The organism is Mesorhizobium sp. ArgA1, assembly GCF_053714375.1.
Genome location: NZ_JBSKBQ010000008.1, coordinates 46,117 through 63,245, shown reverse-complemented (window position 1 = coordinate 63,245; position 17,129 = coordinate 46,117). Strand labels below are relative to the sequence as shown.

At 63.7% G+C, this 17,129-nt stretch carries 18 protein-coding genes; 8 read left to right on the top strand and 10 right to left on the bottom strand.

The window, feature by feature from the left end; genetic code table 11:
* Positions 1-3: 3 nt before the first annotated feature.
* Positions 4-1,125: a DUF2336 domain-containing protein gene (locus tag ACWGTI_RS18535; protein WP_454588450.1), complete on the bottom strand. Its 1,122-nt coding sequence runs from the start codon at positions 1,123-1,125 to the stop codon at positions 4-6.
* A 152-nt stretch (positions 1,126-1,277) separates the two neighbouring features.
* On the opposite strand from ACWGTI_RS18535, the gene ACWGTI_RS18530 reads away from it, so the two are divergent.
* A complete protein-coding gene (locus ACWGTI_RS18530) occupies positions 1,278-1,730 on the top strand; it encodes a MaoC family dehydratase (protein WP_454588449.1) in 453 nt (150 codons plus the stop codon).
* Complete coding sequence (locus ACWGTI_RS18525) at positions 1,730-2,611, top strand: HpcH/HpaI aldolase/citrate lyase family protein (RefSeq protein ID WP_454588448.1); 882 nt, start codon at positions 1,730-1,732, stop codon at positions 2,609-2,611. Before ACWGTI_RS18530 ends, ACWGTI_RS18525 begins: the two co-directional genes overlap by 1 nt.
* A gap of 81 nt (positions 2,612-2,692) precedes the next feature.
* On the opposite strand, the gene ACWGTI_RS18520 is transcribed toward ACWGTI_RS18525, so the two are convergent.
* The gene (locus tag ACWGTI_RS18520) at positions 2,693-3,277 is read right to left on the bottom strand and encodes a nitroreductase family protein (RefSeq protein WP_454588447.1); all 585 of its coding nucleotides are present in this window, start codon (positions 3,275-3,277) and stop codon (positions 2,693-2,695) included.
* 166 nt (positions 3,278-3,443) lie between these two features.
* Between ACWGTI_RS18520 and ACWGTI_RS18515 the strand changes: the two genes are divergently transcribed.
* Entirely contained in the window at positions 3,444-4,409 is a 966-nt protein-coding gene (locus ACWGTI_RS18515) for a hypothetical protein (RefSeq protein WP_454588446.1), read from the top strand.
* A 65-nt stretch (positions 4,410-4,474) separates the two neighbouring features.
* On the opposite strand, the gene ACWGTI_RS18510 is transcribed toward ACWGTI_RS18515, so the two are convergent.
* Both ACWGTI_RS18510 and thrS read right to left on the bottom strand, forming a co-directional pair.
* Complete coding sequence (locus ACWGTI_RS18510) at positions 4,475-5,416, bottom strand: lysophospholipid acyltransferase family protein (RefSeq protein ID WP_454588445.1); 942 nt, start codon at positions 5,414-5,416, stop codon at positions 4,475-4,477.
* Between the two features lie 86 nt (positions 5,417-5,502).
* Entirely contained in the window at positions 5,503-7,476 is a 1,974-nt protein-coding gene (gene thrS / locus ACWGTI_RS18505) for a threonine--tRNA ligase (RefSeq protein ID WP_454588444.1), read from the bottom strand.
* A 156-nt stretch (positions 7,477-7,632) separates the two neighbouring features.
* Here thrS and ACWGTI_RS18500 point away from each other — a divergent pair, with 156 nt between their 5' ends.
* A complete protein-coding gene (locus tag ACWGTI_RS18500) occupies positions 7,633-8,529 on the top strand; it encodes an SAM-dependent methyltransferase (protein ID WP_454588443.1) in 897 nt (298 codons plus the stop codon).
* 6 nt (positions 8,530-8,535) lie between these two features.
* Here ACWGTI_RS18500 and blaOXA read toward each other — a convergent pair whose 3' ends face one another.
* From blaOXA to ACWGTI_RS18485, 3 genes are all read right to left on the bottom strand, one after another.
* The gene (gene blaOXA, locus ACWGTI_RS18495; RefSeq protein WP_454588442.1) at positions 8,536-9,348 is read right to left on the bottom strand and encodes a class D beta-lactamase; all 813 of its coding nucleotides are present in this window, start codon (positions 9,346-9,348) and stop codon (positions 8,536-8,538) included.
* Positions 9,349-9,471: 123 nt separating this feature from the next.
* Positions 9,472-9,846, bottom strand: coding sequence for a membrane protein insertion efficiency factor YidD (gene yidD / locus ACWGTI_RS18490; protein WP_454588611.1), 375 nt, complete (start codon positions 9,844-9,846; stop codon positions 9,472-9,474).
* Between the two features lie 90 nt (positions 9,847-9,936).
* Entirely contained in the window at positions 9,937-10,095 is a 159-nt protein-coding gene (locus ACWGTI_RS18485) for a hypothetical protein (protein ID WP_454588441.1), read from the bottom strand.
* A 93-nt stretch (positions 10,096-10,188) separates the two neighbouring features.
* On the opposite strand from ACWGTI_RS18485, the gene ACWGTI_RS18480 reads away from it, so the two are divergent.
* The gene (locus ACWGTI_RS18480; RefSeq protein ID WP_454588440.1) at positions 10,189-11,121 is read left to right on the top strand and encodes a LysR substrate-binding domain-containing protein; all 933 of its coding nucleotides are present in this window, start codon (positions 10,189-10,191) and stop codon (positions 11,119-11,121) included.
* Between the two features lies 1 nt (position 11,122).
* Here ACWGTI_RS18480 and ACWGTI_RS18475 read toward each other — a convergent pair whose 3' ends face one another.
* Positions 11,123-11,569, bottom strand: coding sequence for an iron-sulfur cluster assembly scaffold protein (locus ACWGTI_RS18475; protein WP_454588439.1), 447 nt, complete (start codon positions 11,567-11,569; stop codon positions 11,123-11,125).
* A gap of 241 nt (positions 11,570-11,810) precedes the next feature.
* On the opposite strand from ACWGTI_RS18475, the gene folE reads away from it, so the two are divergent.
* The 3 genes from folE to ACWGTI_RS18460 all read left to right on the top strand — a co-directional run bounded on the left by folE (position 11,811) and on the right by ACWGTI_RS18460 (position 14,118).
* On the top strand, positions 11,811-12,437 hold the full coding sequence (gene folE / locus ACWGTI_RS18470) for a GTP cyclohydrolase I FolE (protein WP_454588438.1): 627 nt from the start codon (positions 11,811-11,813) through the stop codon (positions 12,435-12,437).
* 166 nt (positions 12,438-12,603) lie between these two features.
* Positions 12,604-13,062: a phosphoribosyl-AMP cyclohydrolase gene (hisI, locus tag ACWGTI_RS18465; protein ID WP_454588437.1), complete on the top strand. Its 459-nt coding sequence runs from the start codon at positions 12,604-12,606 to the stop codon at positions 13,060-13,062.
* Positions 13,063-13,146: 84 nt separating this feature from the next.
* Complete coding sequence (locus ACWGTI_RS18460; RefSeq protein WP_454574166.1) at positions 13,147-14,118, top strand: patatin family protein; 972 nt, start codon at positions 13,147-13,149, stop codon at positions 14,116-14,118.
* A 15-nt stretch (positions 14,119-14,133) separates the two neighbouring features.
* Here the strand turns inward: ACWGTI_RS18460 and recJ are convergent, their stop codons facing one another.
* Together recJ and glpX are read right to left on the bottom strand one after the other, a co-directional pair.
* The gene (gene recJ / locus ACWGTI_RS18455) at positions 14,134-15,918 is read right to left on the bottom strand and encodes a single-stranded-DNA-specific exonuclease RecJ (RefSeq protein ID WP_454588436.1); all 1,785 of its coding nucleotides are present in this window, start codon (positions 15,916-15,918) and stop codon (positions 14,134-14,136) included.
* A gap of 60 nt (positions 15,919-15,978) precedes the next feature.
* Complete coding sequence (glpX, locus tag ACWGTI_RS18450; protein WP_454588435.1) at positions 15,979-16,962, bottom strand: class II fructose-bisphosphatase; 984 nt, start codon at positions 16,960-16,962, stop codon at positions 15,979-15,981.
* Positions 16,963-17,129 lie beyond the last annotated feature (167 nt).

Below are 17,129 nucleotides of genomic sequence, written 5' to 3'. Positions count from 1 at the left end.
ATGTCAGGCCGCTGCGATCGCAAGCGCGTGGCCACGCGCGTTTTCGCGCAGCGCGTCGAGATGGATCGACTTGACGAGGCCGGCGAGATCGCCCTCGGTGGACTGGCCGCCGAGCTCCTTCAGCATCAGCCAGCTAACTTCCTGCACGCCGGCGACGCGCTTGCCATTAGCAACCTCGCGCCAGATCTTGAGCGCCCGCAGGATGATGCCATGGGTGGGCGCGGCAAGGCCGGCACCGCGAAACAGCGCCTGCAGTGCAACGTCCTGTCCGCCGGCAAGCAGCGCCCGCACCCGCTGCTCCGACTGCTGGCTGAGCGCGACCAGCGTCGAGCCGAAGAAGTCGACCTTGCCATGGGCAATCGTGCGGATGATGAAGCTTGCGGTCAGGTCGCCGCGCAGACGCAGATGCTCGATGAGCGCGGCATGTTCCTCGGTGCGCGTGCCTTCGACCAGCCGAACCGAAGCCTTTACGCAGGCATCGCGCGTGACGCGCTCGGCTCTGGCCGCCCCCATCAGCGCCATCACCAGCGGTGAACCCTTCAGCGTTTCGCCGAGCTTGACCAGCAGCATGTGCCGGCAGTCGGCAGGCAGCCTGACATCGGTAACCATAGCCTCGCGCAAATGCGCGATATGGCCATGCCGCTCGGCCATGCGGCGAAAGCTGAGCGATGCGATATCGGCACCGTCGTTGGCGAGCAGCGCAGCACATGCTTCTGGTTCGCCGATCTCGGCGATGGCCGCGGCAACCGCCATCGAGACGACCGGCCGGTCAGCGATGAGTTTTTGCGTCGCCTTGTGGCCGGCCGCAACACGGTCGATCAGGTCGGCATCGGTGAGCAGCGGCGAGCGCGCCAGCACCAGGGCTGCCACTTCGGGCTGGTCGGAGGCGAGCGCGCAGATAATCTGCAGCGGGGCATGGTGGCTCATCGACAGCGCCTCGGCCAGCGCCTGCCGAACCTTCGACGAGGCGTCGTCGAGCAGCAGCGTCAGCGCCGCCTCGGCGGCGCAGCGGTCCTCGAAAGGCAGATCGGAATTGATATAGGCGCGGGCCAGCGCACTCGCCGCCGCGGCACGCTCCGAAACCCTCGCCGTGTAGATCCATTTGAGAAAATGCGAGACAACCATACTGCCTGCTTACGCCCCTGGCCGGAAAGCTTCCGGCCCCAGGAATGACCCTAGACAGAAAAGGTTTACGAACGGTTCACCATGTTTATTAACTGGCTTGCGGGTGGCTTGGGCAGCGCCTATCAACCTTCAGGCAGCAGAGGAGGACGATGATGGCCGGGCTTTATCTCGAAGAGTTCGTCGTCGGCCATGTCTTCCGGCACACGCTGCGCAAGACCGTCACCGAAAGCGACAACATGCTGTTCTCGGTGATGACCCTGAACCCGCAGCCGCTGCATATCGACTTCGATTTCGCCGCCAAAAGCGAGTGGGGCAAGCCGCTGGTCAATTCACTGTTCACGCTCGGCCTGATGATCGGCATCTCTGTCAATGACATCACCGTTGGCACTACGGTCGCCAATCTCGGCATGAGGGAGACGGTGTTCCCGCACCCGGTCTTCCACGGTGACACCATCCGTGTCGAGACGACGGTGCTCTCGGTCAGGGACTCGAAATCGAAGCCGGACCGCGGCATCGTCGAGTTCGAGCATCGCGCCTACAATCAGAACGACGTGCTCGTCGCCAAATGCACGCGCCAGGCGATGATGATGAAAAAGGCGGCCTGATGCGCTCGCTGCTGTTTGTGCCCGGCGATTCCGAAAAGAAGCTGGAGAAAGGCTTTGGCGCCGGCGCCGACGTGGTCATCGTCGATCTTGAGGATTCCGTTGCGCCACAACACAAGGCGGCGGCGCGCGAGATCGCGGCACGCTTCATTGCCGGCAACAGACAGCAGACAAGCTCCGCCATTTATATCCGCGTCAACGATCTCTCGACCGGATTGACCGACGACGATCTGGCAGTGCTGGTGGCAGTCAAACCCGACGGCATCATGCTGCCGAAGTCGAACAGCGGCCAGGACGTGCAGCAGCTCTCCGCAAAGCTTCGCGTGCACGAAGCCGAAAACGGATTGCCGGACGGTGGCATAAAAATCCTGCCGATCATCACTGAAACGGCTGCCGGGGTGCTTGCCGCCGCGACCTATGCCGGGGCAAGCGCCCGGCTTGCCGGCCTCACCTGGGGCGCTGAGGATCTGTCGGCGGCGATCGGCGCGCGCGCGGCGCGCGACGACAACGGCCGCTACACCGATACCTTCCGCTTCGCCCGCACCATGACCATCCTCGCCGCCGGCGCGGCCGAAGTCGCGGCGATCGACACGGTCTTCCCGGCCTTCCGTAACGTGGCCGCCTTCGAAGCGGAATGCATCGAAGCCGAGCGCGACGGCTTTACCGGCAAGATGGCGATCCACCCGGCGCAAGTGCCGGTCATCAATGCCGCTTTCACACCGTCGGCCGAGGCGATTGAACGATCGCAGGCCATCGTCGCAGCGTTCGAAGCTGCCGGAAATCCCGGCGTGGTCGGCATTGACGGCAAGATGTACGACCGGCCGCATCTTCGGCTGGCCGAGCGGCTTCTGGCCCGGGCCGGCGCTGCGGGCGTTTCTGCTTAATCCCGTTGAGTGTGAAGCCGCCCAACGGCCGCTCATCGGCGCGGATACGCCGGCTCACGACGGCACGCGCCCGCAGGCCGTTCAGCCGTTCCATGGCCCCGCATAATCGGCATAGAGCTTTGCCGGATCGGGCCGCGGCCGTTCCGGCGCCGGCCCCTGGTAGGAACCGATATGGATGAAACCGACGACGCGTTCCTGCGGCGCCAGGCCCAGCATCACCCTGGCCTCCGGCACGTCGGAATACCAGTTGCTTATCATGTTGGTGCCATAGCCCAGCGCATTGGCCGCGATCATCAGGTTCATCGCCGCCATGCCGCCTGACAGGAACATTTCCCACTGCGGGATTTTCGGGTTTTCTTTCGGGCTGGAGACCACGCCGATCACCAAGGGCGCGCGCGAAAACCGCGCCAGTTCCTGGTTGCGGCGATTTTCCGGCAGCGGCCCTTCGCGCTGCTCGGCAAGGGCGGCCAGCTTCCTCCCGATTTCGACGCGCGCCTCGCCACGATAGAGGATGAAGCGCCAAGGCTCCAGCCGGCCATGGTCGGGCACCCGCGTCGCGGCGGCGATCATCGTCGCGATATCGGCATCGCTTGGCGCGGGTTCCTTCAATTCAGGAATCGGTGCTGAGTTTCGGGTCAGCAGGAAGTCGATGATCGGCGACACCATGGGGGCCTAGTCTCCTAAAGCACTCGATTTTGAGCTGAAGCGCGCCGTTGCGGATCGGGGCGGCTCTGGCATCGGCGCGGACGCGCCGAACGAAAGAGCCAGGTGCCAAGGCGGATCGGACTCTTAAGCCTTGAAATTGCCACCGCCTTGGGCTTCAACGCAAGGCATGTTTGAGGGGACATTGCGCCTTTTCCTGATTTGGCTCGCCGCCGCGCTGTTGATGGTGCCGGCTTCAATGGCCATGGCGCAGAATGCCGACGGCATCTCCAATCTTAAACTCCCCGACATTTCGAGCTATGCCACGCCCAGGAACGATACGTCGCTGGCGCTCGGTGGCGGTGGCGCCATCACGCTCTCGGCCCAGCTCACCGACAAGGGCGCCGACATCACGCGCGGCATCGTCTGGCGCGTCTTCAAGCCCGAAGCCTCCAGCGACGGCAAGCTGCCGATGGTCGCTTCGGCGCATGGCGGCACCGCCGTATTCCAGCTCCAACCCGGCAGCTATCTCGTCCATGCGTCCTACGGGCGCGCCGGCGCCACCAAGCGCATCACCGTCGGCAAGGACGCCAAGCGCGAGAGCCTGGCGCTCGATGCCGGGGGCCTGAAACTAGACGCGGTGCTGTCGGGCGGCGTGCGCATTCCGTCGAAAAAGCTGCGTTTTTCCATCTATGAGGGCACTGCCGAAGCCAATGGCGACCGCGCCTTGATCATCCCCGATGTCGAACCGAACAGCGTCGTGCGGCTCAACGCCGGCGTCTATCATGTCGTCTCCACCTATGGCGCGGTGAATGCCGTCATCCGCTCCGACATCCGCGTCGAGGCCGGAAAACTGACCGAAGCCACGGTCGAGCACCGTGCGGCGGAGATGACCATGAAGCTGGTGCGCGAGACCGGCGGCGAGGCCATCGCCGATACATCCTGGTCGCTGCTCAACGAATCCGGCGACCCGATCAAGGAAGCCGTCGGCGCCTTCGCCTCTATGGTGCTGGCCGAAGGTCAGTACACCATCATCGCCAAGAACCGCGACCGCATCTACCAGAAGGATTTCACCGTCGTCGCCGGACAGAACCAGGAGATCGAGGTCCTGGCTACAGAGGCGTCGGCCATCGACCCCGAGGAAGGCGCCGACTGACCGGCGCAAAGGTGGCGCGGTCAAACGGCGGGTTTCGGTTCAATATCGCCGGCAACCGCGCTGCCTCAGGCCGCCTTGCGCATCCGTTTTGGCAGGAAAGGCACGCGTCCGCGCTGGGCTCTTGGCGTCGAGAGGTCGAACACCGATCGGTACAGGCGGTCGAGCACCGCCTTGCGGTCGCGCAACGGGGCAAGCTCGTCCCAACGCAGCACATCGCCGACACGCACCTCGATGGCCTTGCCCGACAGCCGCGCGAACTCGCGGACAAGCAGGGAAAGCCGCAGCGTCAACGATGCCTTGCCGATCAGCTTGGCCAAGCGGTTGTCACGCTCGGCCATATTCATCGGGCCGCTGACGAGATGGAACAGGCGACCGTTCTGGCCGGAAAAATGCATTGGGATAACCGAGGCCTTGGCCTCCTGGACGAGCTTGGCCGGAAACATCTTCCACGGAAGGTCAATGGCGCGGCCGAAAACCTTGGGCGCCGTGGCGACACCACCGGCGGGAAAGATCACGATGGTGACCCCTTCCTTCAACAGGCGCACGGCCTCGTGCCGCACAGCCATGTTGTTCTTCAGCGCATCCTTGGTTTCCGAAAAGTCGATCGGCAGCGAATACGGTTCCATCTCGCGGATCCTGAGCAGATCCTTGTGGATCATGACGCGGAACGGACGCCCGAGCTGCTCGGCCAACGACAAGACGGCAATGCCGTCGCCGATGCCAAACGGATGGTTGGCGACAATCACCAGCGGCGTGTCAGGCAGCTTCGCCGGCGGCCACTGATCGGCGCTGCGCACCTTGACGTCGATCAGTTCCAGCATGCGGCTGAACACGCGCTCGCCGCTCGGCACCACCTGGCGGCGCCAGAAATCATAAAGCGCAGCATACCGGTCGCGGCCGGACAGGCCTTCGATGGAGTGGATGAACCAGCGCGTCAGCGCCGGCTGGCTGGCATTGGCATAGGAGAGCTCGGGAAACGGTCTTTCCCGCATCTTCAGCTTGAGCATGGATGGCTCGTTACAGGTTTGGCGTGACAGGCATGTGAAAATGGCGGTGGATCGCTCCACCGCCATGTCGTGCGAGATATCGACGCTCAGGCCGCGCGGCGTTTGCGGTCGGGCGACACCGCCTCGTCGGCAAGCTGCTTGAGCGCATCGGCCAACGTGAGCGATTGCTGGTCGCGGGAGCCGAGCCGGCGGATGTTGACCGTCTCTTCTTCCGCCTCGCGCTTGCCGCAGACGAGGATGACCGGAACCTTGGCCAGCGAATGCTCGCGGACCTTGTAGTTGATCTTCTCGTTGCGCAGATCGGCTTCGGCGATAAGCCCCGCCGCCTTCAGCTGCGCCACGACCTTCGTCGCGTAGTCGTCGGCGTCCGAGGTGATCGTCGCCACCACCACCTGCAGCGGCGCGAACCACAGCGGGAAATGGCCGGAATAGTGCTCGGTCAGGATGCCGAGGAAGCGCTCCATCGAGCCGCAGATGGCGCGGTGCACCATCACCGGCTGCTTCTTTTCCGAATCCGAGCCGATGTAGAAAGCGCCAAAGCGCTCCGGCAGGTTGAAGTCGACCTGCGTGGTGCCGCACTGCCATTCGCGGCCGATGGCGTCCTTCAGCACATATTCGAATTTCGGCCCGTAGAAAGCGCCCTCGCCCGGATTGATCGAGGTCTGGATGCGGTTGCCCGACCGTGTCCTGATCGTGTCCAGCACGCCGCTCATGATCGCCTCGGCATGATCCCAGGCCTCGTCGGTGCCGACGCGCTTGTCGGGGCGCGTCGACAGTTTGACGCTGACGTGGTCGAAGCCGAAATCGGCATAGGTCGACAGGATCAGCTCGTTGATGCGCAGGCATTCCGAGGCCAGCTGCTCCTCGGTGCAGAAGATATGCGCATCGTCCTGCGTGAAACCGCGCACGCGCATCAGCCCGTGCAGCGCGCCGGACGGTTCGTAGCGATGGACATTGCCGAATTCCGCAAGCTTTACGGGCAGATCGCGATAGGATTTCAACCCATGCTTGAATATCTGCACATGGCCCGGACAGTTCATCGGCTTGAGCGCGAACACGCGGTCGTCGTCAGTATCGTCGCCGGCCACCGTCACCTTGAACATGGCGTCGCGATACCAGCCCCAATGGCCCGATGTCTCCCACAGGCTCTTGTCCAGAACCTGTGGCGCGTTGACCTCCTGGTAGCCCTGCTCATCGAGGCGGCGGCGCATGTAGTTGACCAGGTTCTGGAACATCTTCCAGCCCTTGGCGTGCCAGAAGACGACGCCCGGTCCCTCTTCCTGGAAATGAAACAGGTCCATCTCGCGGCCGAGTTTCCTATGGTCGCGCTTCTCGGCCTCTTCCAGCATCGTCTGGTAGGCGTCGAGCTCAGCCTGCTCGGCCCAGGCCGTACCATAGATGCGGGTCAGCATCGGGTTGTTCGAATCGCCGCGCCAATAGGCGCCGGCCACCTTCATCAGTTTGAAGGCGTTGCCGATCTGCCCGGTCGAGGCCATGTGCGGACCGCGGCAGAGGTCGAACCAGTCGCCCTGGGCGTAGATCTTGAGGTCCTGGTCCTCGGGAATGGCGTCGATCAGCTCCAGCTTGTAGCTCTCGCCCTTGTCGGCAAAGACCTTTTTCGCCTTGTCGCGCGACCAGACTTCCTTGATGAACGGCTTGTTGCGCGCGATGATCTCCCGCATTTTCTTTTCGATCACCGGGAAATCGTCAGGCGTGAATGGCTCGTTGCGGGCGAAGTCGTAGTAGAATCCGTTCTCGATCACCGGCCCGATGGTCACCTGCGTTCCCGGCCACAGTTCCTGCACGGCTTCCGCCAGCACATGCGCCGCATCATGGCGGATGAGCTCCAACGCGCGCGGATCGGTGCGGGTGATGATCTCTACCTTGCCGGACTTGCCGAGCGGATCGGAGAGGTCGCGCACGGTGCCATCGATGGCATAGGCGACGGCTTTCTTGGCCAGCGACTTCGAGATCGATTCGGCCAAGCCAGCACCGGTCATCGCGGCGTCGTAGTCGCGGACGGAGCCATCGGGAAATGTCAGGGAAACGGAATTCAGCATCAGGTATCTCCTATCCAGTCCCGCAAACGAGCGCGGGTGGTAAAATGAGCCGGAGGCGCCAATTGGACTGACGACAACAGCGGGCGGGTTTTAGAGGCAGCACGGTAAGAGGTAAAGAGCCGTCGTTGGCGCAGCCGTCAGGAAATGTCGCCACTGATGTCGCAGTCAGGTCGCGAAGGCTTGCGAATTTTCCCGGCACAGGTTGAAATCATAGAAATGGAAGACGCATTACCCAGTCGAACCGCCCTGCGCGTCGCGCGCCTGAGGGCTCTTAACCAGATATCACCGCAGGCAGGACTGTTTCGCGATCCCTACGCGATCGCGATTCTGGGGGAAGCCGCGCCTGCAGCGCAGGAATTTGAGCAGGAAGACGACCACGGCCGGCGCATGCGCCTGTTCGTGGCCGCACGTGCCCGCCTTGCCGAAGACTGGCTGGCTGCGGCGGTGCGCCGCGGTATCAATCAACTGGTGGTGCTTGGCGCCGGTCTCGACACGTTTGCGCTACGCAATCCCTACCCCGACCTCACTGTGTTCGAAGTCGATCATCCGGCGACGCAGGCCTGGAAACGCAAATGCTTCGCCGAGGCCGGCCTTGCCGAGCCGCCCACCACCACATTCGTGCCGGTCAATTTCGAGCGCCAGCGCCTGGCCGACGAACTGGCATTGGCCGGCCTGAGGCCGACCGAGCCGTGTTTCTTTATCTGGCTGGGCGTCGTGCCCTACCTGACGCGGGAAGCGATCTTCGGCACGCTATCCTGGATTGCCGGCATTCCCGGGTCGGAGGTCGTCTTCGACTACAGCGAGCCGGCAGAGAACCGCGATACGGCGGGACAGGCAGCCCTGTCCTTCCATGCGGCGCGCGTCGCCGCTGTCGGCGAGCCGTGGATCAGCTTCTTCGTCCCCAGCGCACTGGCCAAATCTCTTCGCGAGCTCGGTTTCGATGAGATCGAGGATTTGGAAAGCCGTGATATTTTCGCCCGCTTTTCCAAGGCGCCGAAGACAGACACGAGGAGTTCCGGCGGTCACCTCATGCGTGGCCGCCGAAACAGCTGAAATCGCTCACCTCACCAACTGCGGCAGGTCCTTCAGGAACGCTGCGCGCGTTGCAGGACCTTTCGGCGTGTCGATCGGCTTGGTATCGACCACAAGCCGGGCAAAGACGATCCGGCGGCGGTCCTTTTGCGCCCAGCCCACGAACCAGCCGAGCGAGCGCTTGCCGTCCTTGCCGAGCCTGGTGCTGCCTGTCTTGCCCTGGACGGTCCAGTCGCCGGCCTGGAAACTCGGCAGGATGGCGCGGGTCATCTCATGCGCCTTGGCAGAAACCGGCATTTTGTCGGCAAGCAACCGGCGCAGGAAAGTTGTCTGCTCTACCGGCGATATCTCGAGCGAGGAATTTACCCAGGATTGCGTGAGCCCGTTGTCCTTGCCGGCGTCGCCCGAGACATCCGAATTGCCGTAGCCGAATTTCGAGACATAACCGGCAAATTTCCCAGCGCCGAGCCGGCGCACGATCTCGCGCGAATACCACACGATCGAATCGCGCTCCCAGATCGTCGGGTCGACGGTTTTGTGGTCGCGCTTCACGGCCTTGAACTCGGGCTTGTAGCCCCAGCTCGGCGTATGCGCGTCGCTCAGGATGCCGCTGTCGTAACCGATCAGCGCCAGCGGCACCTTGAAGGTCGACGCCGGGCTGACGCGCTGGTCGCAGACGCCGTTCTGATAAAGCGTCGCGCCGCTCGTCGCGTCCTGGATCAGCGTGCATTGAACATCGCCGAGCGGCGCCGATTGCGCCCGCATGGGAAATCCCAAGAACCAGGCCAGCAGGAACAGGACCGCGGCAATGATGAAGGGATGGGTTTCGATACGGCGCATACGAGCTCTCCTGGGGAATGACCATGAGGCGCTTAGCGAAGTGTCTTGGCTCGATTTTGACTCAAATGCGCAGTCTTTGTGCAGGCCGTTGTTAACCCTACCTGATCGTAAACGCGTCTGCCGTCAGGCCTCCGCTTCGCCGCGCTTCCTGCCGATCTGCCAGTAACGCCACGGCATGAACCAGACATAGCGCGGGGCGAGCGCCTCCGGCACGCGGTCGATACCGTGCGTCCCGAATGGCCCGCAGCGCAGCACGCGGAAAAGGCCCATCCAACTGCCGGCCCAAAGGCCGTGGCGGGCGATTGCCTCATGCGCGTATTCGGAACAGGTTGGCAGATGCCGGCAGGAATTGCCGACAAAACCGGACAGCGTCAGCTGGTACAGGCGCACCAGCGACGTGCCAAGAATGCGACCGGGCGTCCTGCGCCAAGGCCCGGGCCAGTTGCGCCCGCGCCGGACCGGCCCAGCGACATGCGCATGCCGATGCTCGTCGCCCACCATTTGCTCCGTATCGCGTTTCCAAGCCGATAGATGTGAGTTTCGGCTGGCAAACGCAATCCCATTCACGTGCTCGCCTCTTTGTCGGCTTCATGGTCGCGAGCGGCGAAACGGGTGCCGCTCGGCCGGCGTCGCCCAGCGACTGACGCTCGCCGGCCGCTGCTCACACCGGTCCTGCCGTCTGTCGCCATGCCATTGAAACGTCACGATCCGCATCACATCGCCAAAGATTTCCAGAAACTGGATCATGTCCGTATCTCCTTTGAGAGCGAATTAGACGCCCACTGGTCCTCGCCTTCAAACGAGTATAATTTGCGCTTCGGATAACTTTGGGTTATGCGAATGAAGCGCGGGCGGCTGCCTCTGACGGCGTTGCGAAGTTTCGAGGCAGCCGGCCGGCAATTGAGCTTCAGCCGGGCTGCCGAGGAGCTGTTCGTCTCGCAGGCCGCCATCAGCCGGCAGATCCGCGAGCTCGAGCAGTTCCTGCGCCGACCCTTGTTCCACCGCCATCACCGCCGCGTCGAGCTGACCGAGGCGGGCCAGCGTCTGCTCGATCAGCTGGTCAGAAGTTTCGACGACATCGACAGGCTGCTTTCGGACCTGGTGGCGGCCCCGGTGCAGTCTGTGGTTCGCGTCAGCGTCGAGCCATCGCTGGCCTCGGTATGGCTGTTGCCGCGGCTCAACCGCTTCAGCCAGTTGCGGCCCGATATCGACGTCTCCCTCGAAGTCGACCCAAGGCCGATCGAGTTCCGCAGCGATCAGCCCGAACTTGCCCTGCGCTTCAGCGCGCGTGCCACCTCATGGCCGCGCAGTGAGGCCGAATGGCTCGCCTCGACGGTGGATTCACCGGTCCTGTCTCCGGCCTTGCTGGCGTCGGGCCCGGCGCTTGAAACGCCGCTCGACCTCGCCCGCTACACGCTGTTGCATGAGGAGAACCGTCAGGGCTGGGCGCGCTGGTTCGAGGCGGCCGGCGTGGCCGCTGACGTCATTCCGGCGCGCGGCCCGATGCTGGCGGATGTGTCGCTGTCGAAGCAGGCAGCCCTGCTCGGCCATGGCGTGGCGCTCGGCGACCTCCTGCAGGTCGGCGAGGAGATCGCGTCGGGCGCGCTGGTCAAGCCCTTCGACATTGACGTCGCCTCCGGGGCCTATTTTCTGGTTGCCAAAAGTTTGAAGAAACTGCCGGAGCCGGCCAAAGCCTTTGCCGACTGGATCCGTGGCGAATTTGCCCAAAGCAGACGACCGCCAGAAGCCACAACCCAGGGCATGGTTATATAGGTCAGGCTGCTTCTTCGGCGCGCTTCTTCTCGATCTGGCCAATGGCATCGACCACGGCATCGAAGGTCAGCATGGTGGAAGCATGCCGCGCCTTGTAGTCGCGCACCGGCTCCAGATATTTAAGGTCGCCAAAGCGTCCCTCAGGCGGCGCGCCGTTTTCCTTCAGCATCTTCACCATGGTATCGCGCACCGCGCGCAATTCGTCGGCGCTGGCGCCGATGACATGCTGAGCCATGATCGATGACGAGGCCTGGCCGAGCGCGCAGGCCTTCACGTCATGAGCGAAATCGGTGACGACGCCATCGTCCATCTTGAGGTCGACGGTGACCGTCGAGCCGCACAATTTGGAATGGGCGCGCGCCGTCGCGTCCGGATGATCGAGCCGGCCGATGCGTGCGATGTTTCCGGCAAAACTCAGAATTTTCGCATTGTAGACATCATCAATCATATTTTTCCAATCCGTCGCCGCCAAGCGAACAGCGATTGCCGCTGTAGCGTCTTTCATTCGCCGGGCACGACCATATATAATGCTGGCAGTCGGGTATCGACAAGGCAACGCAAAGCCGCCGTCCTTGCCCTTTTCGTTCACGCCGCTTGCGGGCTGGAAACCGGGCGAGTTTCCAACACCCGAAAGGTCGTGGTCCGTTCAACTCGTCCCTCCTGAGAGGGGGACTACGGGAGACGCCTTTATGGATGCCGTCATCAAGAAGATCATGCCCCCTTCCGACTATCTGGAGAAGCCGGTCACCGACAGGCCGAGCGAAGCCGAGGTCGAGGCCGCCGTGCGCACGCTGCTGCGCTGGACCGGTGACAATCCGGAGCGCGAGGGCCTGATCGACACGCCCAAGCGCGTCACCAAGGCATTCCTCGAAATGTTCAACGGCTACGACATGTGCCCCGCCGAGGAGCTCGGCCGCACCTTCGAGGAAGTCGCCGGCTATGACGATCTCGTCATCGTCAAGGACATCAAGTTCCACTCGCACTGCGAGCACCACATGGTGCCGATCATCGGCAAGGCGCATGTCGGCTACCTGCCGGACGGTAAGGTCGTCGGCCTGTCCAAGATCGCCCGCGTCGTCGACATCTTCGCCCACCGCCTGCAGACCCAGGAGGCCATGACGGCGCAGATCGCCGGCGTCATCCAGGACGTGCTCAACCCGCGCGGCGTCGCCGTCATGATCGAGGCCGAGCATATGTGCATGGCCATGCGCGGCATCCGCAAACAGGGCTCCACCACGCTGACCTCGACGTTCACCGGTGTCTTCAAGGACACGCCTGAGGAACAGGTCCGTTTTGTCACCATGGTGCGCGGGTAATCGTCTGCCGTCACCTTCCAAAGGCGTAGACTTAGCCGAAAACGGTGATTTCCGAGATCCAGAGCGGAGCGTATTGAAATACGTGAGCAGCGGAGGCGCAGGAAGCTGCCATTGTGCAGGCCGGCCTCCCAAATCAGCACATCTTTAGACCGAACAAGGACCGCCGATGCCGGCACTGCAATTTCCCGAGGCTCCAGCAGACAAGAGGGCGCTTGAGGAAGGCTCCGTCCTTTCACCGCGCTTTGACGCCAGCGGTCTCGTCACCGTCGTCGTCACCGATGCTGAAGACGGCATGCTGTTGATGGTCGCGCATATGAATGCCGAGGCGCTGGCGCTGACGCTGGAGACCGGCATCGCCCATTACTGGTCGCGCTCGCGCAACGCGCTGTGGAAGAAGGGCGAAACCTCCGGCAATTTTCAGAGCGTCGTCGAGACGCGGATCGACTGCGACCAGGACGCCATATGGCTTCGGGTGAAAGTGTTGGGCCACGAGGCAACCTGTCACACGGGCCGGCGTTCATGCTTTTATCGGACGGTGGGGTTCAACGACGGCAAGGCAATGCTTGCCGACGACGGCAGCACGCCGCAGTTCGATGCGGAAAAAACGTATCGGAAGCCTGCGTGAACCATTCAACAGTCGCAAACCACTCATATTCACTATTCTCAAACGTCCTTAGTGTAGAACGGACGCGAGACAAGGGAGATCATGATGCTCGAGTGGGCGTCATTGCGTAACAGGCCGGATATGCGGGAGGCCAATGGCCCCTCATCGTCCGGCGGCGTGCCTGACCCGCTACCTGCGGGCAAGACAGGCATTTCGCTCGCGCTGGGCGGCGGCTGCGCACGCGGCTGGGCGCATATCGGCGTGCTGCGCGCGCTCGACGAGGCCGGCATCGAGATATCGATGATCGCCGGCACCTCGATCGGCGCGCTGGTTGGCGGCTGCTATCTCTCCGGCAAGCTGGATGAGCTCGAGGAATTCGCCCGCAGCCTGACCAAGCGACGCATCTTCGGCCTGCTCGATCTCAATCTGCGCGGCAGCGGACTGTTCGGCGGCATGAAACTCGACGCACGCTTGCGCGAGCACATGGCCGGCATCCGCTTCGAAGATCTGACGAAACCCTTCGTCGCCGTGGGCGCCGAAATCCGCACCGGCCATGAGATCTGGTTGTCGAGCGGCTCGCTGATCACCGCCATGCGCGCCTCCTATGCGCTGCCCGGCGTGTTCGAGCCGGTGAATTGCAACGGCCGCGTGCTGGTCGACGGCGCGCTGGTCAACCCGGTTCCGGTTTCGGTCTGCCGCGCCTACGAGCAGCCGTTGGTCGTCGCGGTCAACCTTCACTACGATCTGTTCGGCCGCGCCGCCGTCATCAAGCACAGCGCCGGCGAACTGCTGATCGAGAAGGATGCGCCCCGGCCAGGCCAGGCCGACCCCGACCACCAGGCGCACCAGACGCGCCTCGGCATCACCGGCGTCATGGTCGAAGCCTTCAACATCATCCAGGACCGGATTTCGCGCGCAAGGCTTGCCGGCGATCCGCCTGATATGTCGCTGCAGCCGAAGCTCAGCCATATCGGCCTGACCGAATTCCACCGCGCCGACGAGGCCATCAGCCTCGGCTACCAGGCGACGATGGCGCAGATCAGCGAGTTGAGGCGGCTGCAGACGGTTCTGGCTTGAACCAATTCGGCAATCTCAGGCCCTTGCCGCGTCGATGATGCGGAACTGCACCGTGCGGTTGCCGTTCCAGTAATTGCCCGACAGCGAACCGGCGACATGCACGGTCTTGCCCCGGTTCTTGAACAGGAACTCGCCGAGCGCGGTATCGACGGCGCGAAAGGCGATCGCCTGGATGCGGCCGCCGCTTTCCGACTGCAGGTCGGCGCGAATGTGGTTGGTGCCGACGGCGCGCGCGTCGGCCAGCCGGTGGCGCGGCAGCGCGAACACCGGCGAGACATGGCCGGCGCCGAACGGGCCGGCCTTTTCCAGCGCATCCAACAGTGCAAGCGTCGCCCCTTCGGCGGCGAGTGCGCCGTCTATGGCCAGGCTTTCCTCGTCCTGCAGCCGGAACACTTCGGCCGCTGCGCGCTCCTCGAAGAAGGCCCGCAGTTCGCCCAGTTTCGCGCGTTCCACCGTGATGCCGGCGGCCATGCCATGGCCGCCGCCCTTGACGATCAGCCCGGCATCGGCGGCGTCACGCACCAGCCGTCCGAGGTCGAAACCCGACACCGAACGGCCCGAGCCGGTGCCGATGCCATTGGCGTTGAAGGCGATGGCGAAGGCGGGACGGCGCGCGTGGTCCTTCAGTCGCGACGCAATCAGCCCGACAATGCCGGGATGCCAGTGGGTACTGGCCGTGACGATGACGGCCGGGCCACTGCCGCCGGCAAGCTCGGCATCGGCTTCGGCGCGCGCCGCGGCCAGCATCTCCAGCTCCATCTGCTGGCGTTCCTGGTTGAGCCGGTCGAGCGTCTCGGCAATCGTGCCTGCCTCGACCGGATCGTCGGTGGCAAGCAGCCGGCTGCCGAGTGCGGCATCGCCGATGCGCCCGCCGGCATTGATGCGCGGGCCGATCAGATAGGCCAGATGAAAGGTGCTGATCGGCTCGCCGATGCGCGACACCCGCGCCAGCGCGGACAGCCCCTCATTCTTCTGCTGCCGCGCCATCTGCAGTCCTTTGACCACGAAGGCGCGGTTGACGCCGATGAGCGGCACCACGTCGCAAACGGTGGCCAATGCCGCGAGATCAAGCAGCGACAGCAGGTCCGGCTGCGCTGCGTCGGGCAATCGGCTGCGCAGTATCCTCGCCGTCTGCACCAGAGCGAGGAAGACGACACCGGCCGCGCACAGATGGCCCTGTCCCGACAGATCATCCTCGCGGTTGGGATTAACGACCGCGGTCGCTTCCGGCAGCGCACCGCCGACCTGATGGTGGTCGAGCACCACCACATCGGCGCCGGCCGCCTTGGCCGCATCGATGGAGACAGCGCTGTTGGTGCCGCAATCAGCGGTGACAATCAGCGTCGCACCACGCGAGACCAATTCGCGCATGGCCTCCGGATTGGGGCCATAGCCCTCGAAAATGCGATCTGGAATGTAAATCTCCGACGGCACCGAGAAATGCGTCAGGAAGCGTTTGAGCAGTGCCGACGAGGCGGCGCCGTCGACATCGTAGTCGCCGAAGATCGCCACCTTCTCCTTGGCGATGACCGCCTCGGCAATACGGGTCGTTGCCTTGTCCATGTCGGTCAGCGAGGCCGGGTCGGGCAACAGGTTGCGGATCGTCGGATCGAGGAAGCGCTCGGCCTGGTCGGCGGTGACGCCGCGCCCGGCCAGCACACGCGCGACGATGTCGGGAACGCCATGGCCCTGCGCGATGGCAAGCGCAATCATGTCCTGCCGTTCGCTCAACCGATGTTCCCAGGAAACACCGGTCGCCGACTGCCTGACATCGAGGAAGAGGCGTTTGTCGCCCGTCATAGGACGCGTCGTCTGCAGATTGTCATTTCCGGCAATATGCGACGGCTAAACAGGAAAGTCTCAAAACTTTTCCAGATCCTGGTGACGCGCCTTGATCTCGCGCACGGTGCGCGACGACGAGCGCAGCACGACGGTGTGGGTGGTGATGGAATTGCTGCCGAACTGGACGCCGGCCAGCATGTTGCCGTCGGTGACGCCGGTCGCGGCAAACAACACATCGCCGCGCGCCATGTCCTCGGCGCGATAGACCCGCTTCGGCTCGACAATGCCCATCTTGGCCGCGCGCGCCACCTTTTCCTGCGTGTCGAGGATCAGCCGGCCCTGCATCTGGCCGCCGGTACACCGCAGTGCCGCCGCCGCCAGCACGCCTTCCGGCGCGCCGCCGATGCCGAGATAGATGTCGATGCCGGTCTCCTTCGGATCGGTGGTGTGGATGACGCCGGCGACATCGCCGTCGCCGATCAGCCGGATAGCGGCACCCGTCGCGCGCACCGCTTCGATGAGCTTTTCATGGCGCGGCCGGTCGAGGATGCAGGCGGTGATCTCGGCCACCGCGACACCCTTGGCCTTGGCCAGGCTGGCGATGTTTTGTGCCGGGGAGGCATCGATGTCGATGACGCCTTCGGCATAGCCCGGACCGATGGCGATCTTGTCCATGTAGACATCGGGCGCAAACAACAGGCTGCCCTTTTCGGCAATGGCGATGACGGCCAGCGCATTGGGCAGGTTCTTGGCGCAGATCGTCGTGCCTTCGAGCGGATCGAGCGCGATATCGACCGCCGGGCCTTTGCCGTTGCCGACCTCCTCGCCGATATAGAGCATCGGCGCCTCGTCGCGCTCGCCCTCGCCGATCACCACCGTACCCTTGATGGCCAGCCGATTGAGTTCCTCCCGCATGGCGTCGACGGCGGCCTGGTCGGCGGCCTTTTCATCGCCGCGCCCGCGCAGCCTGGCGGCCGCGACCGCGGCGCGTTCGGTGACATGCACGACTTCCATGGTGAGTATCCTGTCGAGACCGGCGACAATGTTCTGGGCCACATTCATCGGGAGAAATCCTCGTTCACAACCCGCCTCCGCTAGAGCCGGATGATTTCAGGGCTGTTCGACCTGAAATCTGAATCCGGCTCCAAATCAAAAGAGATAGAGCATGATGTCGTCCGAAAACCGCTTCACACTTTTCGGCATCATGCTCCGGGGGCGCGCTTCTTGTG

Excerpts from the sequence above, each read along its gene's own strand:
- hisI (WP_454588437.1), top strand. The coding sequence starts at position 12,604 with ATGCCGGCACTGCAATTTCCCGAGGCTCCAGCAGACAAGAGGGCGCTT.
- ACWGTI_RS18460 (WP_454574166.1), top strand. The coding sequence starts at position 13,147 with ATGCTCGAGTGGGCGTCATTGCGTAACAGGCCGGATATGCGGGAGGCC.
- ACWGTI_RS18520 (WP_454588447.1), bottom strand. The coding sequence starts at position 3,277 with ATGGTGTCGCCGATCATCGACTTCCTGCTGACCCGAAACTCAGCACCG.
- thrS (WP_454588444.1), bottom strand. The coding sequence starts at position 7,476 with ATGCTGAATTCCGTTTCCCTGACATTTCCCGATGGCTCCGTCCGCGAC.
- ACWGTI_RS18535 (WP_454588450.1), bottom strand. The coding sequence starts at position 1,125 with ATGGTTGTCTCGCATTTTCTCAAATGGATCTACACGGCGAGGGTTTCG.
- ACWGTI_RS18515 (WP_454588446.1), top strand. The coding sequence starts at position 3,444 with ATGTTTGAGGGGACATTGCGCCTTTTCCTGATTTGGCTCGCCGCCGCG.
- folE (WP_454588438.1), top strand. The coding sequence starts at position 11,811 with ATGGATGCCGTCATCAAGAAGATCATGCCCCCTTCCGACTATCTGGAG.
- ACWGTI_RS18530 (WP_454588449.1), top strand. The coding sequence starts at position 1,278 with ATGGCCGGGCTTTATCTCGAAGAGTTCGTCGTCGGCCATGTCTTCCGG.
- ACWGTI_RS18510 (WP_454588445.1), bottom strand. The coding sequence starts at position 5,416 with ATGCTCAAGCTGAAGATGCGGGAAAGACCGTTTCCCGAGCTCTCCTAT.
- blaOXA (WP_454588442.1), bottom strand. The coding sequence starts at position 9,348 with ATGCGCCGTATCGAAACCCATCCCTTCATCATTGCCGCGGTCCTGTTC.
- ACWGTI_RS18500 (WP_454588443.1), top strand. The coding sequence starts at position 7,633 with ATGTCGCAGTCAGGTCGCGAAGGCTTGCGAATTTTCCCGGCACAGGTT.
- recJ (WP_454588436.1), bottom strand. The coding sequence starts at position 15,918 with ATGACGGGCGACAAACGCCTCTTCCTCGATGTCAGGCAGTCGGCGACC.
- ACWGTI_RS18480 (WP_454588440.1), top strand. The coding sequence starts at position 10,189 with ATGAAGCGCGGGCGGCTGCCTCTGACGGCGTTGCGAAGTTTCGAGGCA.
- ACWGTI_RS18525 (WP_454588448.1), top strand. The coding sequence starts at position 1,730 with ATGCGCTCGCTGCTGTTTGTGCCCGGCGATTCCGAAAAGAAGCTGGAG.
- ACWGTI_RS18475 (WP_454588439.1), bottom strand. The coding sequence starts at position 11,569 with ATGATTGATGATGTCTACAATGCGAAAATTCTGAGTTTTGCCGGAAAC.
- ACWGTI_RS18485 (WP_454588441.1), bottom strand. The coding sequence starts at position 10,095 with ATGATCCAGTTTCTGGAAATCTTTGGCGATGTGATGCGGATCGTGACG.
- glpX (WP_454588435.1), bottom strand. The coding sequence starts at position 16,962 with ATGAATGTGGCCCAGAACATTGTCGCCGGTCTCGACAGGATACTCACC.